Here is a 23,053-nt window from a genome sequence, read left to right as displayed (position 1 = left end):
CCGTCTCCCCTTTTTTTCTTTAGATTTGTTATATAATTTAGTATGGCAAAAATTCTCATCTTACTATATTAAATGTATACTTCATTTTAATTTGTAGTGTTTTCGTTCCTTGATTTCATTTTTAGATATTCATTTATAAATATATCAATATTACCATCCATGACTGATTGCGAATTACCTGTTTCTGCGTTCGTTCGGTGATCTTTCACAAGATTGTATGGATGGAATACATATGACCTAATTTGACTGCCCCAAGCTATCTGATTATATTTACCTTGTATATCTTCAATTTTTTCTTTATTTTCTATTGCTTTTATTTCCAAAAGCTTAGATTTAAGAAGTTTTAATGCTGTTGCTTTATTTTTGTGCTGTGATCTTTCGCTTTGGCATGAAACAACTATTCCAGTTGGAATATGAGTTATCCTAATTGCAGAATCTGTAGTATTTACATGCTGTCCACCAGCACCAGTTGCACGATAAGTATCAATCCTTAAATCTACTTCATTTATTTCTACATCTTCATCATCATCCATTTCAGGTACAATATCAACAGACGCAAAGGAAGTGTGTCTTCTATTAGAAGAATCAAATGGAGATATTCTAACTAATCTATGAACACCTTTTTCTGATTTTAAATACCCATATGCATTTTCTCCTTCTACCAATACTGTCACACTTTTTAATCCTGCTTCTGTATCAGGAAGAATGTCTAGCACCGACATTTTATAACCATGTCTTTCTACCCACCTAGTATACATGCGATATATCATTTCCGCCCAATCTTGTGCTTCCGTTCCACCTGCTCCTGCATGTATTGATAAAATTGCATTATTTTTATCATACTCTTGACTTAATAATGCTGCGATTCTTGTGGCCTCTAATATTTCTTCAACATCATTTATATCTTTAAGTAAATCCGGCAATTGGCTATCATCATCTTCTTCAACAATCATTCCAATTAATATTTCTATATCTTCTACTTGAGATTTTAAATCTAAAAATCCTTTTATTCTATCTGTATTATTTTTTAGCTTTTGTGATACTTTTTGTGCATTCTCTTGATTATTCCAAAATCCAGGCTCTTGGATTTCAGACTCTAAAAGCAAGTTTTCTTCCTTTAACTTATTCAAGTCAAAGGGAACCACCTACTTCATTTAATATTTCATTGAATTTTTTAAGTTTTTCCGTAATTTCATACAAATCTACCAATTTATCAACTCCCTAGTATAATAATGTCATAGCCACTAAATCCACAAATATTTTATTGTTTATTTTCTCCACAACATTTTTTATATTTTTTACCACTACCACATGGGCATGGATCATTTCTTCCAATTTTCTTTTCTTTATGAACTACAGGTTGAGGTTTTCCACCACCTAAATCCCCTCCACTCATACCAGTTATTTTAGCTACTTCTTTACGCTGCATATTTTCTTGTGGTCTAACTCTCATTATCATCCTAACAGTATCTTCCGAAATAGCGGCAGTCATATCTTCAAACATATCAAATCCTTCAACCTGATATGCTCTGACCGGGTCCTCATTACCAAGTGCTCTTAACCCAATACCTTGTCTTAGTTGGTCCATATCATCTATATGGTCTATCCACTTAGTATCAACATTTCTAAGAAGAACAATTCTTTCAATCTCTCTAAATGCTTCAGATCCAAATTCATTTTCTTGTCTTTCATAATGTCTATCAATAGCATTAATTGTTTTTTGTCTTAATTTATCCCTTGTAATATCATCTATATGTTCAGTATCAAAACCAATCAAAATTCCGAAGGTTTCAGCGATATACTTAGTATATCCTCCAATATCCCAATCCTCAGCATCCTTTAATTCTGAAGTGTACATTTCTATACCCTTGTTGATTGAATCGAGAATCATTTTTTTAATATATTCCTTCAAATTTTCTCCAAGAAGCACCCTTCTTCTCTCAGAATAAATAACTTCTCTTTGCTTGTTCATAACATTATCATATTGAAGTACATGTTTTCTTATATTAAAGTTTCTTCCTTCTACTCTTCCTTGGGCAGTTTCTATTGTTCTAGTGAGCATGCCAGCTTCTAGAGGTTCATCTTCAGGCATTTTAAGAGTATTAATGATTGCTTTTACCTTATCACCAGCAAAAAGTCTCATCAAATCGTCCTCTAACGATATAAAAAATCTTGTAGAACCTGGGTCACCCTGCCTACCAGCACGACCTCTTAACTGATTATCTATACGTCTTGATTCATGGCGCTCAGTTCCTATGATGTGAATTCCACCCGCATCTAAGACTTTTTGATGCTCATCCTTTAACTCTGCTCTTGAAGATTCAAGATATTCTTTATATGTTTTTCTAGCCTCGATAACTTCCTCATCATCTGTTTCATTAAAACCATCTGCAATAGCTATAAGTTCATCTGAAAATCCTTTTGATTTCATTTTATGCTTTGCAAGAAATTCTGGATTACCACCTAGAACAATATCTGTACCTCTACCAGCCATATTAGTAGCAATAGTAACAGAACCAAATCGTCCAGCCTGTGCAACTATTTCTGCTTCCTTCTCATGTTGCTTTGCATTTAAAATTTCATGCTTTATTCCTTGTTTTTTTAATATTTTACTTATTAATTCAGATTTTTCAATAGAAATTGTACCTACAAGCATAGGCTGACCCGTTTTGTGCTTTTCAACAATTTCATTTATTACTGCCCTGTACTTTTCAACTTCTGACTTATAAACAACATCCTGAAAATCTTTTCTTATAACTTCTTTATTAGTTGGTATTTCAATTACATCGACACCATAAATTTCTCTAAATTCCTCTTCTTCTGTCTTAGCAGTACCAGTCATACCCGATAGCTTTTTGTACATCCTAAAATAATTTTGGAATGTTATTGTTGCAAGTGTCTTTGATTCTTTTCTAACTTCTAGTTTTTCTTTTGCTTCAATTGCTTGGTGCAACCCATTAGAATATCTTCTACCATACATCAAACGTCCAGTAAATTCATCAACAATTAAAATCTCGCCATCTTTAACAATATAATCAATATCATTTTTCATCGTATTATGGGCTTTTAATGCTTGATTTATATGATGAGTAATTTCCATACTTGATTGGTCTGCTAAGTTTTCTACATTAAAGTAACTTTCTGCTTTTGTTATACCTCTGGCAGTAAGTGTTACATTTTTACCCTTTTCATCAACAATGAAATCTACAGTATCATCGTCATCAACATCTCCCATAATGAAATCCATTTTTGATTTTTTTTCATCTGGGTCTTGAACCTTTCCCGTTAATGTTTTAACAAAACTATCAGCTTTAGAATATAATTCTGTTGTTTTTTCTCCTTCTCCTGAAATTATAAGAGGTGTTCTAGCTTCATCTATTAATATGCTATCAACCTCATCTATTATACAGAAGTTCAAATCCCTCTGCACCATTTCTTCTTTTCTTATTACCATATTATCCCTAAGGTAATCAAATCCAAACTCGTTGTTTGTTCCATATGTTATATCACAATTATAGCTTGCTCTTCTTTCAACTGTTGAGATACCATGAATAATACAACCTACAGAGAGCCCAAGAAAATTATGGATCTTTCCCATCCACTCACAGTCACGCTTTGCAAGATAATCATTTACAGTTATAACATGAACGCCTTTACCTTCTAATGCATTTAAATATACTGGTAATGTAGAAACTAAAGTTTTTCCTTCACCAGTTCTCATTTCTGCTATACGTCCTTGATGTAGAACAACACCACCAATCAATTGTACCCTATAATGTTTTTGTCCTAAAACCCTCCATGCAGCTTCCCTAACTACGGCATAAGCCTCAGGCAATATATCTTCCTTAGTTTCTCCGCTAGCAAGTCTTTGCTTAAATTCATTTGTTTTTTGTTTAAGTTCACTGTCAGATAAACTTTGCATAGTTTTATCTAAAGCTATTATTTTATCAACAGTTGGTTCTATCCTTTTTACCTCTTTTGCGCTATACGAGCCAAAAACTTTTTCTAAAAAATTTTTCATTAACAATCATCCTTTCTAAGTATATCCCTTTATTTCATAGAACTGAAATATCCTGCTGTGTAGCCCGAACTCCATGCCCACTGCAAATTAAATCCTCCACAATCACCGTCAACATCAAGTATTTCTCCAGCAAAATAGAGACCACTAACCTTTTTTGACTCAAGAGTTTTTGATTTTAATCCAGATAAATCAATTCCTCCTGCAGTTACTTGTGACTGCTGCCAAGTATTATGACCTTTAACTGTAAATTTCCATTCTTTTAAAATATCGATGATTTTATAAACTTCTTTTTTATTTAATTTTTTACATTTTTCTTCCTTATTATTAAACCCAGCTTCATTTAAAACAACCGGAATAAGTTTTTTATTTATAAATCCAACCAAACTATCCTCAAGCGATTTATATCCTATTTTTGAAAATCTATCATTCAAAACATCATATAGCTCATTTTTACTCATAGCAGGAAACATATCTACCGATATGTATACTTTTTCGCCCTTTTTTATTTTTTCTATTATCATTCTGCTAATTTGTAGCACTGGTGGGCCGGAAATTCCATACTCAGTAAAAAGCAGTTCTCCTACTTCTTCTCTAATTATGTTTTTATCAGTAAAGCCTTTTACAACTCCATCAAATCTAATACCTGAAATTCGCTTAAAAAATTGACCCTCTAATTTAAGCTGAACTAAAGCAGGAAATGGGTCTATAATTTCATGACCAAATGATGATGCCAAATTGTATCCACTTCCATCTGAACCAAGTTGGGGACTTGATTTTCCACCTGTTGCCAATATTACCTTATCAGCATATAACGTTTCATCTATTCCAATAATACTAAATTTTTCTTTAATCTTTCTTAATTCTTTAACTTCAAAGTCAGTTTTTTCATCAATATTTAATCTTAATACTTCATACCTTAGTACATCAAGAATACTTGATGCCTGAAGAGAATTAGGATAAACTTTTCCACTTGAATCTACATATGAATATATTCCAACATCCTCAAAAAAGGACAATGTCTTATTCAAATCAAAGAATTGCATCACTTCTTCTGCTTGTTTTATATTCTTACCATGAAAACAAGCAGAAGACATGTTCATATTAGTATAGTTGCACCTTCCATTGCCAGTAGCTAATATTTTTTTTCCAACACGATTCATTTTTTCAAGAATAATTACATCTGCCCCAGCCCTACTTGCAACTATAGCAGCAACTAAACCTGAAGCTCCTCCACCAACAACAGCGATTCTCATAAGCTCATTCCTTTTTATTTTACTTTTTACTATTTATTTTTTCCATAGGTTTATATGTTTTAATAATAAATTCAGCAACCTTTAGTCCATCTATTGCTGCTGACATAATGCCACCTGCATATCCCGAACCCTCTCCGCATGGATATATTCCTTTAATATTGCTCTGCATATCTTCCTCTCTAACAATTCTAACAGGAGATGAAGTTCTAGTCTCTACTCCAGTCAAAACCGAATCTGGCCTATCAAAACCTTTAAGCCATGTTCCAAATGCAGATATTCCTTCCACTAAACTTTCACATACAAAATCAGGCAAACAATCCCATAAATTTGCAAATGTTGAACCAGGTCTATATGTAGGATAAATATTACCAAAGCTATTTGAAGCTTTTTTATCTACGAAATCTTTATAAAGCTGTACGGGTGCACGATAATTACAACCACCAATTTCAAAAGCCTTTTGTTCAAGTTTCCTTTGAAATTCAATCCCGGCAAGAGCATCATCTCCGCCAAAATCCTGTGGATTAACAGTTACAACAACTGCGCTGTTTGCATTTTCTAAATCTCTATCGTAAAAGCTCATTCCATTAGTAACAACTCCACCCTTTTCTGATGACGAACCTGTTACCATCCCTCCAGGGCACATGCAAAATGAATAAACAGACCTTCCATTTTTACATTTATGAACAAATTTATAATCTGCAGGACCGAGATTTGGATGTCCTGCCAGTTCTCCATACTGTCCCTCGTCTATCATGCTTTGAGGATGTTCAATCCTTACTCCTATTGCAAATGGCTTAGGTTCAATTTTTACTTTTTTATTTAGCATTTCAAAAGTGTCTCTAGCACTATGACCTATAGCTAAAACTAATATATCTGTATCAATTATATCATTCTCAGTAATTATACGATACAAATTATCATCCTTCGCACATATATCTGTAACACACTCTTCAAACCTAAATGTTCCACCTAAATCTATCACTTTTTTTCTAATATTAACAATTACATCTCTCAACAAATCCGTTCCAATATGTGGCTTATTCACATAAAGTATTTCAGAGGGGGCACCAGCTTCTACAAATTCTTCCAATACTCGCTTTCCTCTTTTAGACCTATCCTTTATAAGTGTATTTAATTTTCCATCCGAAAACGTTCCGGCTCCACCTTCACCAAATTGTATATTTGAACTTTCATTTAGAGTTCCATCTTTCCAAAACTTTTCAATATCTTTAATTCTGTCCTTAACCTTTTTACCTCTCTCAATTACTATAGGATTATATCCTTTTTCAGCTAAAAGCAATGCACAAAATAGACCTGCCGGTCCACTTCCAACTATGACGGGTCTTTTATTAATAAGTTTTTCTCCACTTACCTCTATCTCATATATAAATGGCTCCACCACTGAAATATTATTATTTCTCTTTGAAATTTTTATATCATTATATAGTTCAACATCCAACGCATATATAAACATTATATCATCTTTTTTTCTAGCATCAATTGACTTTCTAAATATTGATAATGACTTTATCTGCTCTTTTGTAACTTTTAGTAACTCAGCAGCTTTATCTCTTAAGTCATCTTCACTATGTTCAATAGGTAATTTTACTTGCTGTATCCTAATCATTTTGCACCTCTTATAATCTTTAAGCAATATAAAAATAATACAAAAACAAATTCATTTTTTAATCTTTTCCATATTATATTATTTTTATGTAACTTAAACATTATACCACAAATTAAAAAATATTCTATCACAATTTTTAATTTCACTATTATTAATAATAAAATTAATTCTGAGTAAAATAAGAAAATACAAAAACGAAGAATTTGGTAGTAGAATTCTTCAATAATTTTAAAAAAATATAGTAATAAGAAAAAAATTTAAGTTTTTTAAAAAAAAGAAAACCGAAAATTTCTTTTATATCGCTCTATTTTCGGTTATTTCGGGGTTGTGCAATGTATTTTTGCAATAAAAATAATAAAAGCAATAAAAAAAATTAAATAGGCTTATCTTCAATCGGACTTGACATTATTATATAAGTTTCTGTGTTTCCATAAGATTGAACTTTGCCAACAAGCTCTTCTAAATGAGACATTTCTCTAAGATAAGCTTTCATAATCATGCTATATGGTCCCGTAACATGATGACATTCAACAATATCTTCTGATTTTCTTGCAAAGTCCCAAAAATTTTCTTGTTTTTCAGGCTTTATAGTGGCATTTATATATACGCATATTGGTTTCCCGACTTTTACATTATTTACAATAGCTTTGTACCTTTCAATTATGCCTGTATCTTCTAGCCTCTTAACCCTTTCTGCAACTGCTGGTGGGCTCAATGAAACTAGTTTACCTAGCTCCTTCATTGAAATTCTACCATCTTTTTGCAAAATACTAACAATTTTAACATCTGTTTGATCCATTACTTTACCACCTTGTTTTATTAATTACAATTAGCAAATTAACTTTAAATGCTACGTGTTTTTTAAAAATATATCATTTTAATTATGTACAAATGCATATTTTCATGTTATTATAACATAATTATAATAATCAAATCAAGAAAAACATTGTTATATTTTTGTTTATTTTATTTAAATTTAAGGAGATTACTATGTCTAAATTAAAGATTACAGAAACATCCCTAAGAGATGGTCATCAGTCTCTTATAGCTACAAGGTTGACTACAGATGAAATTCTACCTATTCTTCCAGAAATGGATAAGGCTGGTTTTTATTCTATGGAGGTTTGGGGAGGAGCAACATTCGATTCATGTCTAAGATTTTTGAATGAAGATCCATGGGAAAGACTCCGTAAAATTAGAGCAAATGTAAAAAACACTAAACTACAAATGCTTACGAGAGGCCAAAACTTATTAGGTTACAGGCATTATGCCGATGATATAGTTGAAACTTTTTTAAAAAAAGCTATATACAACGGTATTGATATTGTTAGAGTATTTGATGCACTAAATGATTTTAGAAACTCAAAAAAATCAATTGAGGTTATAAAAAAAGAGGGTGCCCACTGCCAATGTGCCATTTCTTATACAATAAGTCCTGTACATACATTAGATTACTATTTAAAACTAATAAAAGACTTTGAAAACGCCGGAGCAGATTCTATATGCATAAAGGATATGTCTGGTATATTATTGCCTCAAAATGCCTATGAACTAATTAAAGCAATAAAAGAAATAACAAATTTACCTATAGAACTTCATAACCACTGTACAAGTGGAGTGGCACAAATGACTATGCAAAGAGCAATAGATGCTGGAATTGATATCGTAGATACTGCAATTTCGCCATTATCTTCTGGTACTTCTCAACCTTGTACTGAATCATTAGCTTTTACTCTTCAAGGTACTGAAAGAGATCCAGAACTTAATATTGCTAGTTTAAATAATACAGCAGATTATTTTAAACCAATAATTAGCAAATACATAGATAATGGAATATTGAGCCCAAAAGTTTTAATGACAGAGCCTAAAACATTATTATATCAAGTACCTGGTGGAATGCTCTCAAATCTAATTTCACAAATGAAATCACTAAATGCTAGTGATAAATTCGAAGATGTTCTTGCAGAAATACCTAAAGTAAGAGAAGACCTTGGTTTCCCTCCTCTTGTAACTCCGATGAGTCAAATGGTTGGCGCACAAGCAGTTTTCAATATTATTTCAGGAGGAAGATATAAAATAATTCCAACTGAAATAAAAAATTATGTAAAGGGCCAGTATGGTAGACCTGCAGTTTCAATTTCAGAAGATATTAAAAAGAAAATTATCGGAAATGAAGACGTGATAACAACTAGACCTGCAGATTTGTTATCCAATGAGTATGATAAAATGGCAGCAGAAATCGGAGAATTAGCACACTCTGTTGAAGATGTTTTATCTTATGCTTTATTCCCACAAGTAGCAAAAACCTTCTTTGAAAAAAGATAATCTACATAATACTTAATAAATTCAAAATTCATCTTGAAATGTTAAAAAGCTGAAAACAATATTATCCATTGATATTGTTTTCAGCTTTTGTTAACTTTTTTAATATATTGAAAAAAATTGTAGCATATTGTATAATGGTGTCAAATGCATACGGAGGTAATGTATGGACAATTACAGGATAGCCGTCTGTGACGACAGCAAGGAACATGTTGAAATAATTTACAACATGATAAATCTTATTAAAGAAAAACATAACCTAAACTTAATATTGTACACCTTTACATCAAGCAAGGAACTAGTAGCTCATCACGAAAGGCAAAATTTTGATATAATATTTCTAGATATGGAAATGCCAGAACAAAATGGAATAGAAACAGGGTTAATTATTAGATCGTTTTCAACAGATACAAAGATTATATATGTAACTGCTCATAGTGGTTATGCATATGAATCATATATGGTTAAAGTCGAAGATTATCTATTGAAACCTATAGATTATTCAAAACTTGAGCAAAATATATTGTTGTGTTGCGATAGTTTAAAGAAAAAAAAAGATAGAAAATTTCTTGATATTAAAGATGTATCGAGAAACTTTCAACGAATTTTCATTGACAACATTATTTGTTTAGAAAGACATCGCGATAGAAAAATACATATTAAATGTATATATAAAAAAACAATTATAGTTAATGAAACCATATCAAATTTAGAAAAACACTTAGCTGATTACAAAAATATTGTAAAAGCAAATCAAAGTGTTTTAATAAACCTTAACAATGTTAGAAAAATTACTAAAAATATAATCACTTTTTGTGATGATAGTACTGTAAAAATAAGCGAGGGTCGATTGGCTATTGTAAAAAAAGAATTTCACAACACATTATAATAATCTACAGGAGATAAAACAGTGATAATAATTTGGAAGGCAATAGAAATATTTGTTAATTTTTTTCAAATGTACATAATATATAAAATCTTTGATTTGTTTTATGAAAGAAAAATTAATCATAAACATGCACTTGCTAATACAATAATTACAATGACTATATTAGTTTCATTGGTAAATTTATTATCATCAATTAAAGATAATATTATAATTTACCTCATGCTTTACTTATCTATTTATTTATCTACCATATTTATTTTCAAAGGCAAAGCAACTACAAAGGCTATTTTGATTTTTGGAATATTATTTATTTTAGCTCTCTGTGAAGTTGCTGCTTCAGCAATAGTTATGCTCTTGATGGACACTGAAATATCAAAGGGATATGATTATGGTTTTTATAGGTTGACAATAATGACCATATCTCAAACAGTGTTTTTTTACATTTATTCATTTATAAAAAATAAATATAATAATAAACCTATTAAATTGGTTAATAAAAGCTATTATATATTAATAGGATTGATATTATTTGTAAATATAATAGCCCTAACAATTGTTGTTTGGATGTATGGTAATTCAGCTCTAAAAAATAACTTTTACATCTTTTTAATTACCATATCTATTTCAACATTATCTGTACTTCAAATAATTTTGTTTCTTAATATATTAAAAAATGCAATTAAAGAATCCGAAAAAGACAAGCTATTGTTTCAATATGAGATTGGAAACAAATATTACTCTCAAATTAATGATATATTAGAAGAAATGAGAATTATAAAACATAACTTAAGAAATAGTTTAATAATTATTGATACATATAACAAAACTAATCAAAATGATAAATTGCAAAAATATATTGATGATCTTATGGGAGAAACCGATGTCTTTATAGTTCCTAAAATAGATGAAGAAAATATAGTTACTTCATACTTAAACTATAAAGTAGAACAAGCTAAATTTAAAAACATTAAAGTACATATTGAAAACTGTTTAACTAACGAAATTGTTATAGATAAAACTGATATATGCCAAGTTATAGGCAACATAATGGACAATGCTATTGAAGCTAATGAAAACAATAACAACAAAACTATAAACATATTACTATATAATAATGAGGATTATATGATAATAAAATCTCAAAATCCTATAAATTCACCTTTGATTATAAAAAATAACGAAATAATTACAACTAAGAAAGATACCAAAAATCACGGACTTGGCCTTAAGAGTATTAAGAAAATAGCAGAAAAATACGAAGGTAGCTTAGAGGCAGAAGTAGTCAATGATTTATTTGTAATTAAAGTAGTATTTCTAAATACCTAATTCGAGCATTGGTTTTATGCATATATATTCACGTTTCATACATTGTCATAAAACTAAGTTTTTATCAAAAACTTTTTTCAGCTTGCTGCCAATCTTATATAATCATTTAAATTACAATGATATATGGGATTTTTTTTATATATTTCACCTGGCAAATAGACAATAAAAACACGATAATAGACCAATATACCAAATTGTCATTGAATACGAGTTGAATGTCTTGTATAATACTGTCATAAACAGAAAGGAGGAAAATAAAATGAAAAAATTTAATTATAGCAAAATATCATTATCATTATTAACTTGCTTAACTATGGTTTTAGTAACAACCGCTAAAGCTACAGTTGGTACAACATGCTTGTTTTTTGTAAACCAACCTAAAATACCAAATTGCTTGATCGAAGATGATAAATAAACTATCTTGCAAATTGTCTAACATTCTTGGAAATAGCATAAATTCTACTGATCAGGAAAAAGAAATATATACATACAGCATTGAAGTATTATTATCCTTAATGCTAAATATAGTAATACTTTTTGAAACAGCATATATAATCGGAAAAATCCCAGAATTTATTGTTTTCATAATATTTTTCTCTGGACTTAGGACATATGCTGGAGGATATCATGCTAAATCTCACATAGAATGTATGACTGAATCACTTGTTATTTTTTTTATATCTGCTATGAGCAATTCTTGGTTTAGGTCAGATGGGGAATTATTTTTAGCAATAGGCATTGTTGCTTCTATTTTCTTAGTATTTAAATATGCTCCTTCAGAAAGTGGAAACAAACCTTTAAGTAGTAACAAGCAAAAAAAATATAAAACAATTAGTAAAAATATATTAATTTTATACTGCTCGACAATTATAATTTTATACTTTTATAGAGTTCAAACTAATTACATATTTTTAACAGCTGTTGTTGCAATGCTAATTGAGTCTATAAGTTTAATCATCCCAGAAAATCACAGTTATTCAGAACTATGATTTAAGCTCCAATATAGATACACTGTTTGTTTCATTTTTTTCAGCAATATACATAGTTATGACATCGGTGGGGGAAAAGCAAATAAGCCTCTATAAATTTAAAGTTATATATTTATACAGGCTTATTTATTTCGGATCATTTGAATTATTAACGTCAATTAAAAACATCTTTTACAACTTCTCTTAAAGTTTTAAGCTCCATTACTTTAATTTTATCAAATTTTACTGGTCTAGCGAAAGCATTCTTTGCTACATAAACCTTTTTAAAGCCCATTCTATCAAGTTCCCTAATTCTAGCTTCAAGAGATGGAACTTTTTTTAATTCTCCAGTAAGTCCTACATCTGCAATAAATACAACATCGTTTGATATCCCCCTATTATGAACAGAAGATACAATACTCATTATTACTGCTAAATTTATAGCTTGTTCCCGTAACCTCAGTCCACCAGTAATTTTTATAACAACATTTTTATTAAATAAATTAAATCCACCCCTTTGTTCAAGGATAGAAATTAAAGTATTCAACTGGTCCTTACCTAAATTCTCTCCAATTCTAGATGGATATGGTGTAAAAGAGTTTGAAACTAAGCTTTCTACTTCGACTATAATAGGTCTAGATCCTTCTCTAACTACAGTTAACGTACTTCCTGATACAGCCTCTCCATCTTCTCTTTTAGTCATAAAAAATTCTGATGGATTATCTATAGAAACCATGCCTGTTTCTGCCATACCAAAAAAACCAATTTCTCCTGTTCCTCCAAATCTATTTTTTGAACTTTGTAGGGCCCTAAGTTCTTCTTCATTTTCCCCTTCTATAATTAGTACTGTATCTACAAGGTGTTCAAGTGCTCTAAGACCTGCAATTTCTTCATTTTTATTCATCTGCCCTACAAGTATAACAGCCCTAGGCTTTTCACTATTTTTGGCAACCTTAAGCAATTCATTAGCACATTCCATAGTTTGTGTTGGAGATCCTGCTCTTGATGGCAAATATTCATCCAGCGTAAATGATTGTATGCTATCTATAATTATCAATGTTGGGTCGATATCATTTATAGAATCTAAAACATTATTTAAATTTGTATCTGATATAATCCAGATATTATCATTAATTTTACGCAATATTCTATCTGCCCTATTTTTAATTTGGCTATCACTTTCTTCTCCAGATGCATATACTACTTTATATCCTTGAGAAGAAACATCATCTGCTACTTGAAGTAAAAGTGTTGATTTCCCAGCACCTGGTTTTGCTGTGATAATTGTAATTGAATCTTTTACAACACCACCACCCATTACCCTGTTAAATTCATTTATATTAGTTACAATTCTATCGCTATTACTGGAAGTAACTTCTGATAATTTCTTTATAGTTTTTCTTTTTACCGTTGACCTGCCATTACTAGAACCCTTTTTAGAATCAATAATAGTTTCTTCTAAACTATTCCATTCATCGCAGTTTGGACATTTACCCATCCATTTAGCACTTTCATAACTACAATTTGTACATATATATATAGTTTTATTTTTAATTATGAACACCACCTAACTTAAACTTTAGTAATCTATATATCACAATAAAACCTTTATTTTAAATTTTTTAAATCCGCTATTATCTTTTCTAGTTTTTTTATTGTATTTTTTCTATTTATACTACCTACAATACTATCTAAATAGTCCCAAAATGCTGCAGTCATATTGCTTTCATTAATAGCAAAAATGACAGGTGGAAATGAAGTTTTCTCTATAATAACCCCTATATCTTCCTTTACATATAGCGTATATCCATTGACCGAACTATTATTATTCTGTATGTATACATTGTAATTATTGTAATTTCTCATAAGAAATAATATATTTTCTAAATGCAAAATATATTCCTCTGTATTATAGCATATATTCTCTTTTATAACTATATTAGAAATAGCTGTTTTGACTTGTCCTGATTTTACTGAGTATATATCTGAAATTTTTATTATATCAATAAATTTGTTAATATGTAATTTTTTTTCAAAATTTTGTCTGCGAAGCTGTGAATATGTTAATAATCCATCGTAATTATAATTTTCGACAGTTAAACGTTTGCTTATTTTCTCTGCTACACACATGGGCATTGTTAAAACAGAAAGTGTATCTGTACTAATTAACGAATTCGATTCTTCATTTTCAAATTCATGAAGCTCTTCTAAATATTTATCTTTATCTCCCAATGTAAATATTTTCATCAGAGGCCTGCAAAGGGACAAATAATCATTAAACTCACCAAGCAAAGCCTTTATTGTATTTTTTTCTCTAAGTACGAAATTTGCTGCGTTTTTTGTCATGCTACTTATAGAGGATGACGTTACAGCTGCTGTATCAGGCGCTATAAAAAGAGTTCGTTTAAAAACGCCATCTCTTTTCTTTGGATAAAAAAACGGTTCTATTGCACCTGTCATATATAAAGGAAGCCACTGACTTATGGCAGAAAGCATTTCATCTAGATCCCTACTTACAGTATGTATTATTTTTATTTTATTTCCACCCATAATGACTTTCGTCATTAAATTTGCCCACTTTTCCGTAAATGTTAAATCACCAAATAACCACTCTGTATTTTCATCACTAAAAAGCAATAATGTTTGTGGAATTTTATTATTAATTACAATAGATAGAAATTGAATTACAGCTTCTCTCTTTCCATCCACTCCATAGTATACTTTTGGTTCTATGTTATTCCAACTTACCATATGTACATCTTCATTATTTTTGATATTTGGTTTTCTTTTATAACTAAAATTAGAAATCTTATACAATAAGTCTTCTACTGGCTTTTTTTCATCATCATTTTTCAACATCCACTCATATATTACTTCAGCTGCGGATTCGTTATCTAATATTACAGAAGTTTTAACTTTTATGGTTTCGCTTAATATTTCAATTTGATATTTTTCATTACAATGTTTAGAAAAATACACTGCCATAGGCATTATGTAATTTCCATTTTTTGCAGGTTTTCTATCCCCTCGTCTTAGTCGGCTCACATAGGAAGCATCTAAAGAGGTATATAAAGCAAGTGAGCTGTTTGTTGTTTTTGTAATTTTCATCAAATAATCAAGTTTTTCATTAAACTCCATAATATCACCTCAAATAAATAATATCATGTTTTTTTTACTCTTACAATATTTTTGTCACAAATCATGTCACTTATTTGTCAATGACAAATAATATTAGGTATTTTATCTAAATAAATTAATTTTGAAATACATCTATCAATTTATATATGTATTTTTTTTAAAAATTTCAAGAATGTTTAGTAATTATAAACTTATTATATAGTAATATGACCCTAAAAAACAAATAAAATATTTTATTTATTTTTTTTATTTTCCGTATTGACATTACTATTAGCTATATATATAATAAAGCCATATGTGAAGTTTAATAATTATAAACACAGAGTTTAATAATATAAACAAAATACGAGGGGTTTCTTATGGATATTGGAGAGAATATTAAAAGACTTAGAAATGCCAATTCTTTAACTCAGCAGGAACTAGCAGATAGGTGCGAATTGACAAAAGGATACATTTCACAAATAGAAAGAGATTTAACCTCCCCTTCTATTGCTACATTAACAGATATATTAGAATGTTTAGGTACGGATTTAGGTACCTTTTTTAACGGAGCAGTAGATGGCAAAATAGTTTTTAAAGAAGATGACGTTTTTGTAAAAGAAACTGATGATAACTACATAATTAATTGGATTATTCCAAATGCCCAGAAAAATAAAATGGAACCAATTTTAGTTGAACTTGATAGCTATGCAAAAACTAAAGTGGACAATCCACATGAAGGAGAAGAATTTGGCTATATATTATCAGGAACTATTATGCTTTACTATGGTAATCATGCTTTTAAAGTCAAAAAAGGTGAATCATTTTATTTCAAAACAAATAAAAGCCATTATATAGAAAACACAAGCAAAAATGCCGCACGAGTAATATGGGTGAGTACTCCACCTAATTTTTAATTTTTAAGGAGAATTTATATGAGCAATGCAATTATAGAATTAAATAATATTACTAAAAAATTCGATGGTGAGACAGTTCTTGATGACATAACCTTATCTGTTAAGGAAAATGAATTTGTAACCTTGCTAGGTCCTAGTGGATGTGGTAAAACTACAACATTAAGAATAATAGGAGGTTTTGAAACACCAACATCAGGAGAAGTATATTTCGATGGTCACCTAATGAATGATGTTCCTCCATTTAAAAGGCAACTTAATACTGTCTTTCAAAAATATGCTCTATTCCCTCACATGAATGTTTTTGATAATATTGCATTTGGATTAAGAATTAAAAAAATGGATGAAAAAATTATTAGTAATAAAGTATTAAAGATGCTTGAACTTTTTAACCTTAAAAATTATGGCAAGAGAAGAATTGATCAGCTTAGTGGTGGACAACAGCAAAGAATTGCAATTGCAAGGGCATTAGTTAATGAACCTAAGGTACTCCTTTTAGATGAACCTCTCGGTGCTCTTGATTTGAAACTTAGAAAAGACATGCAAAACGAATTAAAAGCAATGCAAAAAAAGTTAGGAATAACCTTTGTTTATGTAACACATGACCAAGAAGAAGCATTAACTATGTCTGACACAATAGTTGTAATGAATGATGGCATTATTCAACAAATGGGTACTCCAATAGATATATACAATGAGCCGGAAAATGCTTTTGTTGCTGATTTCATTGGAGAAAGTAATATATTAAAAGGGGTTATGCATGATGATTACTTAGTTGAATTTCTAGGTAAAAAATTCGAATGCGTAGATTATGGATTTGGTAGAGGTGAAGAAATCGAAGTTGTTATTCGTCCAGAAGATTTGGTTTTAACAGAAAAAAGCATAAGTCCTCTTGAAGGAATTGTACAGTCAGTTACATTTAAAGGTGTACACTATGAGATGATAGTTGCTGTTTCAAACTTTGAATTTCTTGTACATTCAACTACAAAGGCTCCTATAGGCACAACAGTTGGCTTATCTTTTACACCTGATGACATACATATCATGGAAAAGGGGGAGTAAAATTGAAAGATAGAACTAAATATTTTTCCTACCCTTATATTGTTTGGATGACCATATTTATTATATTGCCGTCTTTCCTAGTTTTGTTATACAGCATTACTTCTAAGGAATCAAATGGAATTACTACAATTAACTTTACTTTAGAAAACTATAAGCTGTTTTTTGACCCAATGTATATAAATATTTTGTTTGATTCAATGACACTTGCAGCAATATCTACCTTAATTTGTTTAATTTTAGGTTATCCAGCTGCATATATAATTTCAACTTCTAATATATCAAAAAGAAATACATTACTTTTTTTATGTATTTTACCAATGTGGATGAACATGCTTCTTAGAACATATGCATGGATGACTATTTTAGGAAATAATGGTTTAATTAATAATTTTTTGGAGATGATTGGTTTTCAAAAAGTTAATCTTCTATATACTAGGGGTGCTACTGTGATGGGTATGGTCTATAACTTTATACCCTTTATGATACTTCCTATTTATACAGCATTGAGTAAAATGGATATTGGACTTATAGAAGCTGCTGATGATTTAGGTGCAGATAAAAAGACTATCTTTAGAAAAATTATTTTACCACTTAGTATGCCCGGAGTTATATCTGGTATAATAATGGTGTTTATGCCTGCTGTTAGCACATTCATCATACCACAGCTATTAGGTGGTAACAAAAATATGATGATAGGAAATTTAATTGAAAAATTGTTTATATTAAATGGAGATTGGAATTTTGGTTCAGCAATTTCTATTATTATGATGATAATTATTTTAATTTCTATGTCTATTATGAATAAATTTGATGTGGATAAAGAAGGTGGTGCTAGGCTTTGGTAAAAAAATATTTATCTAGAATTTATATGGCAATTATATTCATTTTTCTATATTCCCCAATTATCGTTCTAGCCATATATTCATTTAATGAATCTAAATCTAGAGGTAACTGGACTGGATTTTCATTTAAATGGTATTTAGAATTGTTCCAAGATAGGGATATAAAAATGGCTCTTTATTATACAGTTTCCATTGCATTGATATCTGCCATAATATCAACTATATTAGGAACAGCAGCAGCAATCGGCATAAATAGCATGAAAGGGAAAATAAAATCTATTATTTTAAATATAAATTATTTACCCGTTGTAAATCCTGATATAGTAACTGGTATTGCATTAATGATACTATATATATCGTTAAATATTAAGTTAGGCTTTAACACTATGCTTATTTCTCATATAATATTCAATACTCCATACGTTATTTTATCTATACTTCCTAAACTAAGGCAATTAGATACACATATGACTGAGGCAGCTATGGATTTAGGTGCAACTCCAATGTATGCGCTTAGAAAGGTTATTATACCAGAGATTAAGCCGGGAATAATAACAGGGTTTTTAATGGCTTTTACTTTATCAATAGATGATTTCATCATAAGCTACTTTACAAAAGGTGAAGGCGTAACAAATTTGTCAATTGTAATATATTCAATGGCAAGAAGAGGTGTCCGTCCTACTATAAATGCATTATCAACAATAATGCTCACTGTAGTATTATTGCTTATGATTATTGTAAATAATAGATCAAATGCAATAGAAAAATCAAAATAAAATAAAAAAAATTTTTAAAAACGAGGTATTTAAATGAAAAAAAGAAATTTATATTCACTGCTAGTAGTTCTAGCATCCATTCTTATTTTTGTAACAGCATGCGGACAGGAAGAAAAAGAGGTTTTAAATATTTTGAATTATGATATTTATATTGACAAATCATTGTTAAATCAGTTCGAAATAGAAAATAATGTTACAATCAAATATGATACTTATTCAACACCTGAAGAAATGTATATAAAAGCAAAAGCAGGTGCATCTAATTATGACTTGATAATTTCTAGCGAATATATGATTGAGAGAATGATTAATGAAGGCATGGTTAATAAGTTGAATTTTGAAAATATTCCCAACTATAATTTCATAGGAGAAGAATTCAAAAACCAGCCATATGACCCAAACAATGAGTATGCAGTCCCTTATTTCTGGGGTACTTTAGGTATTTTATACAACAAAAACACAGTTGATGTTTCTTCTAAAAGTTGGGAAATTTTGTGGGATAAAAATCATGACCAAAGAATTATAATGATGGATTCACAAAGGGACTCTTTTGCAGCAGCACTAAGACTTTTAGGATATTCATTAAATACTGTTAATGAACAAGAACTTGATGAAGCAAAGGAATTACTTTTAAAACAAAAGCCTTTAGTTATGGCTTATATAACAGATGGTGCCCCTGATATTATGATTAATGAGGAAGCCGATATGGCATTAGTATGGTCTGGTGAAGCAGTCTCTGCAATGGAAGAAAATGAAAATCTTGATTTTGTAATACCAAAAGAAGGTAGCAATATTTGGATTGATGCTATGTTTATACCTGCAACAACCAAAAACCAAACATTATCAGAAAAATTTATAGATTTCTTATGTTCAAAGGAATCAACTCTTAGAAATATCGATGAAGTATGGTACTCAACAGTACACACAGATGCAATTAAAGAAGTTGATGAAGAGTTATTAAACAATGAAGCTTTCAATATACCAGCTGAAGATATTAATAATATGGAAATGTTTAGAGACCCAAAAGAGTTCATAGATTTATACAGCTCTAGATGGACAGAAGTCATGGCACAAGAGGCTAATTAAATTAAAGAAATTAAAAAATCACTATTTAACAAATAGTGATTTTTTAATTTATCTATATTAGTATCATGATTTACAAGGTTTCTTTAATATTTATTAAATGCAACGTAGATGAAACTGTTATTGTAATCAATGTTGCAAGTACTAAAAATGACATATGTATTCCTCCCCATAGTATTTATATATTAATCATCGCAAAATGCTATATTCATTTTATATATCTATTTTACGATATAAAGCTTAGTATTTCCTTAAATATGTACGCCCAGAGGGCGTGTTGATTTATACTAGCTCGCAAAATTTACACCCTTTGCATATTTCAACTTTATTCTCAAATATTCTCTTTATAATCTCAATTGTATTTTCTGACTCTTCATCCCCCTTTTCTACTTTAGTATGCATTATTATTTTTTTAGGTGAAATATTTAATAAAATATTTATTATTAACTCATTATATTCTAAAATTTTTCCGTCTAGCTCTTGAGAAATTTCAATGGCACCTATATAATTCAACTTTTTCATGTTGCTGTCATATATTTGTAGCTTGTGATTATTGTACATAATATTAACAACATCCTGCTCTTTTTCATCTACATCAGATATATATCTTATGACACTTATAAAATCAAGATATTCCTTTTTCATTAAATAATTATCGATACATTTCTCCACAATTTGAGAAGCATACAGACTAATAAACTTTAATCTAAATTTAATAAATCCATTTAAATTAATTGATTTTGAATTTTCTAGAACTTCTTTAAGTTTGTTTTTTATTACAAGCTGTACTTTAATATCATTTTCTACCTCTTCCTCGATTATTTCTTTTATTTCATTGAATTCATCTTCATCGAAGTAAAAATAATTTTCTTCAAGATAAACACAACTTTCATGCTTAGTGTACGCTTGTAACAGTTTAGTAATTTTACTAACTACTTTTTCTAAACTATCTTTTCTATTTATTGTTTCCTTTGTAAAATATTTTATTCTTATATTTCCTTCATCAGTAGAAGAAAATTCTATTTTAATATCACTGTTATCTACACTTGTTATAATTTCAATATTTTTAGTTATTTCAACATTTTCATTTCCACTAATCTCTAATGATAAAAGCTCCATTTAGTCACTCCTCTCGCAGGGAGGTTATATTATTGGTATTATTGATCCCAAATCTATTATTTGTTGACTTGAAGCTTCTTCATACAAATATCCTGAGGACTGTATAAATTGTTTAAATGCATCAATAATAATTTTATCAAAAATTTGGCCAGTTGATAAAAAAATTTTTTCATTTATTAATCCCGTACAGCCACCTATAAATCCACAATTATACCCTTTTAGATAAACTACTTCAGGATTTATAAACATACAGTCTATATTATATGATTTAATTTTTTCATGTATTAACAAATCAGAGGTTACAGCCTTATTTTTACCAACTGCCGCTAATGAGCATTTTGTATAACCCTGATTTACATGAATAAACTCTATATTCGCTTCTTCCAAATAATACTTTAAAACCTGGTCTGTATGATGTGTGTTGTGCACAGCATATCTCCCTATTCTTGCTACATTATATGCTATATCCTCAGGATAGTTTCTACATAGAGTTTTTCCACCTTTAATAACTTTTATTCCTATGTTATTTAAAACACTTCTATAATAATCATATACATTTGGTGCGACAATAAAAGTTTTTTCATCAATTGGATGCATTACCATATCAGGATGACCATCAATAGGTTCATGCAAATCGCAACATTTAACAGTTTTAATAAGATTAATATTTAATTTATTTAAATATTTTTTTATTTCATCGCTTGCCCTGTAATCTATTATTGCATATCTGGGTGTTGTAGTTGGCACAAATGGATTCATTTCTTCTCCTAAATATTTTTTTTAATTATAACATTCATTCTTTTATATTTCCAAGTATCTTGTCACCTTTTTTAACTTTTTATGAATATATTTCATTTATTAATTAAAGTTATGATTATTTCGAATATTTAGTTTATAGTGTTGCAATTATTATCAATTTTGGTAAAATGTAAATATACTACTTATTTTATTTAAATAGTTCGGGATGAATAAAAATCCCTCCAACAATAAGCTTAGGAGAAAATTATGGAAAAACTGCATTTAACATTAAGAATTCGTTTAGCAAAGGAGGATATTTTTTTCGGACCTGGAGTAGTAACGCTTCTAACTCTTACAAAAGAATTCGAATCTTTAAATGGAGCGGCTAAAGAAATGAACCTATCATATACAAAGGCATATAAAATGATTAAGGTTGCTGAAAAAGCTCTTGGATTTAAACTTTTAGACAGAAAAATCGGTGGTATAGGTGGTGGAGGTTCAAGCTTAACACCAGAATGTATTGAATTTTTAAAACAATATATCGCATTTGATAAAGAAATAAATTCAATTTCAAATGAATTATTTAACAAATACTTCAAAACCTATTTATAAAAATCTATATTACTCCAAAAGCAATATAGATTTTTGTGGTATTTTAACATACAATTTTTTTATATTATTTTTTTTATTATTCCAAACCTCTTTTTTTATTTTGAACCATATGTGAGAATTTAAATTTATATTTTCGCTTTTTTTATTATTAAAAATTATAGTATATCCATTTATCCCTTCTACAACTTCATTTACTTCACACTTAATCGTGTTTTTATCTTCCGCTTTATCAGCAAATTCAAACGAATGAGACTTAATTCCAACATACTTAATGTTATCAGAAATTTTATCACTTGTTTCTAATAAAATATCCCAATCAGTTGCATAAACAGTATACGGTGATATTACCTTGCAAGGTGATATGTTTTGACAGCCTGTCAATCT

The 23,053-nt window shown here is 29.4% G+C and carries 20 protein-coding genes and 1 pseudogene; 11 read left to right on the top strand and 10 right to left on the bottom strand.

The window, feature by feature from the left end; genetic code table 11:
* Positions 1–86 precede the first annotated feature (86 nt).
* The 5 genes from prfB to J2Z76_RS08945 form a co-directional block, all read right to left on the bottom strand.
* Positions 87–1,209 (bottom strand): peptide chain release factor 2 gene (gene prfB, locus J2Z76_RS08965; protein ID WP_245210394.1). Its coding sequence is split into 2 segments (ribosomal slippage): positions 87–1,133 and positions 1,135–1,209, totalling 1,122 coding nucleotides; the frame shifts between segments, so codons are not numbered across the junction.
* Positions 1,210–1,261: 52 nt separating this feature from the next.
* On the bottom strand, positions 1,262–4,021 hold the full coding sequence (gene secA, locus J2Z76_RS08960; RefSeq protein WP_209511708.1) for a preprotein translocase subunit SecA: 2,760 nt from the start codon (positions 4,019–4,021) through the stop codon (positions 1,262–1,264).
* A 29-nt stretch (positions 4,022–4,050) separates the two neighbouring features.
* On the bottom strand, positions 4,051–5,274 hold the full coding sequence (locus J2Z76_RS08955) for a BaiN/RdsA family NAD(P)/FAD-dependent oxidoreductase (RefSeq protein WP_209511707.1): 1,224 nt from the start codon (positions 5,272–5,274) through the stop codon (positions 4,051–4,053).
* Between the two features lie 19 nt (positions 5,275–5,293).
* A complete protein-coding gene (locus J2Z76_RS08950; protein ID WP_209511706.1) occupies positions 5,294–6,901 on the bottom strand; it encodes an NAD(P)/FAD-dependent oxidoreductase in 1,608 nt (535 codons plus the stop codon).
* 373 nt (positions 6,902–7,274) lie between these two features.
* Complete coding sequence (locus J2Z76_RS08945; protein WP_209511705.1) at positions 7,275–7,700, bottom strand: Lrp/AsnC family transcriptional regulator; 426 nt, start codon at positions 7,698–7,700, stop codon at positions 7,275–7,277.
* Between the two features lie 191 nt (positions 7,701–7,891).
* Between J2Z76_RS08945 and J2Z76_RS08940 the strand changes: the two genes are divergently transcribed.
* From J2Z76_RS08940 to J2Z76_RS08920, 5 genes are all read left to right on the top strand, one after another.
* On the top strand, positions 7,892–9,226 hold the full coding sequence (locus J2Z76_RS08940; protein WP_209511704.1) for an oxaloacetate decarboxylase subunit alpha: 1,335 nt from the start codon (positions 7,892–7,894) through the stop codon (positions 9,224–9,226).
* Positions 9,227–9,389: 163 nt separating this feature from the next.
* On the top strand, positions 9,390–10,112 hold the full coding sequence (locus J2Z76_RS08935; protein ID WP_209511703.1) for a LytR/AlgR family response regulator transcription factor: 723 nt from the start codon (positions 9,390–9,392) through the stop codon (positions 10,110–10,112).
* A 21-nt stretch (positions 10,113–10,133) separates the two neighbouring features.
* A complete protein-coding gene (locus J2Z76_RS16985; protein WP_209511702.1) occupies positions 10,134–11,438 on the top strand; it encodes a GHKL domain-containing protein in 1,305 nt (434 codons plus the stop codon).
* Positions 11,439–11,697: 259 nt separating this feature from the next.
* The gene (locus tag J2Z76_RS08925; protein WP_209511701.1) at positions 11,698–11,853 is read left to right on the top strand and encodes a cyclic lactone autoinducer peptide; all 156 of its coding nucleotides are present in this window, start codon (positions 11,698–11,700) and stop codon (positions 11,851–11,853) included.
* A 13-nt stretch (positions 11,854–11,866) separates the two neighbouring features.
* Entirely contained in the window at positions 11,867–12,427 is a 561-nt protein-coding gene (locus J2Z76_RS08920) for an accessory gene regulator ArgB-like protein (protein ID WP_209511700.1), read from the top strand.
* 154 nt (positions 12,428–12,581) lie between these two features.
* Here J2Z76_RS08920 and radA read toward each other — a convergent pair whose 3' ends face one another.
* Together radA and J2Z76_RS08910 are read right to left on the bottom strand one after the other, a co-directional pair.
* Positions 12,582–13,961 (bottom strand): DNA repair protein RadA, encoded by a 1,380-nt coding sequence (gene radA / locus J2Z76_RS08915; RefSeq protein WP_209511952.1) that lies wholly within the window; start codon positions 13,959–13,961, stop codon positions 12,582–12,584.
* Between the two features lie 53 nt (positions 13,962–14,014).
* Positions 14,015–15,544 (bottom strand): transcriptional regulator, encoded by a 1,530-nt coding sequence (locus tag J2Z76_RS08910; RefSeq protein WP_209511699.1) that lies wholly within the window; start codon positions 15,542–15,544, stop codon positions 14,015–14,017.
* A gap of 359 nt (positions 15,545–15,903) precedes the next feature.
* Here J2Z76_RS08910 and J2Z76_RS08905 point away from each other — a divergent pair, with 359 nt between their 5' ends.
* From J2Z76_RS08905 to J2Z76_RS08885, 5 genes are read left to right on the top strand one after another with little or no spacing between them, the layout of a single operon-like run.
* On the top strand, positions 15,904–16,440 hold the full coding sequence (locus J2Z76_RS08905) for a helix-turn-helix domain-containing protein (RefSeq protein ID WP_209511698.1): 537 nt from the start codon (positions 15,904–15,906) through the stop codon (positions 16,438–16,440).
* 18 nt (positions 16,441–16,458) lie between these two features.
* A complete protein-coding gene (gene potA, locus J2Z76_RS08900) occupies positions 16,459–17,499 on the top strand; it encodes a spermidine/putrescine ABC transporter ATP-binding protein (RefSeq protein WP_209511697.1) in 1,041 nt (346 codons plus the stop codon).
* Positions 17,500–17,546: 47 nt separating this feature from the next.
* On the top strand, positions 17,547–18,344 hold the full coding sequence (locus J2Z76_RS08895) for an ABC transporter permease (RefSeq protein ID WP_209511951.1): 798 nt from the start codon (positions 17,547–17,549) through the stop codon (positions 18,342–18,344).
* Positions 18,338–19,117, top strand: a complete 780-nt coding sequence (locus J2Z76_RS08890; protein ID WP_245210392.1) for an ABC transporter permease — start codon at positions 18,338–18,340, stop codon at positions 19,115–19,117. The genes J2Z76_RS08895 and J2Z76_RS08890 overlap by 7 nt, the downstream gene beginning before the upstream one ends.
* A gap of 33 nt (positions 19,118–19,150) precedes the next feature.
* Positions 19,151–20,203 (top strand): ABC transporter substrate-binding protein, encoded by a 1,053-nt coding sequence (locus tag J2Z76_RS08885; RefSeq protein ID WP_209511696.1) that lies wholly within the window; start codon positions 19,151–19,153, stop codon positions 20,201–20,203.
* 279 nt (positions 20,204–20,482) lie between these two features.
* On the opposite strand, the gene ytxC is transcribed toward J2Z76_RS08885, so the two are convergent.
* Positions 20,483–21,319, bottom strand: coding sequence for a sporulation protein YtxC (gene ytxC / locus J2Z76_RS08880; RefSeq protein WP_209511695.1), 837 nt, complete (start codon positions 21,317–21,319; stop codon positions 20,483–20,485).
* Between the two features lie 24 nt (positions 21,320–21,343).
* Positions 21,344–22,078 (bottom strand): DUF6873 family GME fold protein, encoded by a 735-nt coding sequence (locus J2Z76_RS08875; RefSeq protein ID WP_209511694.1) that lies wholly within the window; start codon positions 22,076–22,078, stop codon positions 21,344–21,346.
* Positions 22,079–22,324: 246 nt separating this feature from the next.
* Here J2Z76_RS08875 and J2Z76_RS08870 point away from each other — a divergent pair, with 246 nt between their 5' ends.
* Entirely contained in the window at positions 22,325–22,669 is a 345-nt protein-coding gene (locus J2Z76_RS08870; protein WP_209511693.1) for a winged helix-turn-helix domain-containing protein, read from the top strand.
* 9 nt (positions 22,670–22,678) lie between these two features.
* Here J2Z76_RS08870 and J2Z76_RS08865 read toward each other — a convergent pair.
* A pseudogene (locus tag J2Z76_RS08865) lies at positions 22,679–23,053 on the bottom strand (sulfate/molybdate ABC transporter ATP-binding protein); the annotation flags it as partial.

It is taken from the genome of Sedimentibacter acidaminivorans, from assembly GCF_017873955.1.
Lineage (GTDB): Bacteria > Bacillota > Clostridia > Tissierellales > Sedimentibacteraceae > Sedimentibacter > Sedimentibacter acidaminivorans.
The sequence above is the reverse complement of the archived record's forward strand: the minus strand, read 5'-3'. Positions and strand labels throughout refer to the sequence as shown.

What these genes read in the sequence shown, in the direction of transcription:
- secA (WP_209511708.1), bottom strand. Translation starts at nt 4,021, where the DNA reads ATGAAAAATTTTTTAGAAAAAGTTTTTGGCTCGTATAGCGCAAAAGAG.
- J2Z76_RS08955 (WP_209511707.1), bottom strand. Translation starts at nt 5,274, where the DNA reads ATGAGAATCGCTGTTGTTGGTGGAGGAGCTTCAGGTTTAGTTGCTGCT.
- J2Z76_RS08950 (WP_209511706.1), bottom strand. Translation starts at nt 6,901, where the DNA reads ATGATTAGGATACAGCAAGTAAAATTACCTATTGAACATAGTGAAGAT.
- J2Z76_RS08945 (WP_209511705.1), bottom strand. Translation starts at nt 7,700, where the DNA reads ATGGATCAAACAGATGTTAAAATTGTTAGTATTTTGCAAAAAGATGGT.
- J2Z76_RS08940 (WP_209511704.1), top strand. Translation starts at nt 7,892, where the DNA reads ATGTCTAAATTAAAGATTACAGAAACATCCCTAAGAGATGGTCATCAG.
- J2Z76_RS08935 (WP_209511703.1), top strand. Translation starts at nt 9,390, where the DNA reads ATGGACAATTACAGGATAGCCGTCTGTGACGACAGCAAGGAACATGTT.
- J2Z76_RS08925 (WP_209511701.1), top strand. Translation starts at nt 11,698, where the DNA reads ATGAAAAAATTTAATTATAGCAAAATATCATTATCATTATTAACTTGC.
- J2Z76_RS08910 (WP_209511699.1), bottom strand. Translation starts at nt 15,544, where the DNA reads ATGGAGTTTAATGAAAAACTTGATTATTTGATGAAAATTACAAAAACA.
- J2Z76_RS08905 (WP_209511698.1), top strand. Translation starts at nt 15,904, where the DNA reads ATGGATATTGGAGAGAATATTAAAAGACTTAGAAATGCCAATTCTTTA.
- potA (WP_209511697.1), top strand. Translation starts at nt 16,459, where the DNA reads ATGAGCAATGCAATTATAGAATTAAATAATATTACTAAAAAATTCGAT.
- J2Z76_RS08895 (WP_209511951.1), top strand. Translation starts at nt 17,547, where the DNA reads ATGACCATATTTATTATATTGCCGTCTTTCCTAGTTTTGTTATACAGC.
- J2Z76_RS08885 (WP_209511696.1), top strand. Translation starts at nt 19,151, where the DNA reads ATGAAAAAAAGAAATTTATATTCACTGCTAGTAGTTCTAGCATCCATT.
- ytxC (WP_209511695.1), bottom strand. Translation starts at nt 21,319, where the DNA reads ATGGAGCTTTTATCATTAGAGATTAGTGGAAATGAAAATGTTGAAATA.
- J2Z76_RS08875 (WP_209511694.1), bottom strand. Translation starts at nt 22,078, where the DNA reads ATGAATCCATTTGTGCCAACTACAACACCCAGATATGCAATAATAGAT.
- J2Z76_RS08870 (WP_209511693.1), top strand. Translation starts at nt 22,325, where the DNA reads ATGGAAAAACTGCATTTAACATTAAGAATTCGTTTAGCAAAGGAGGAT.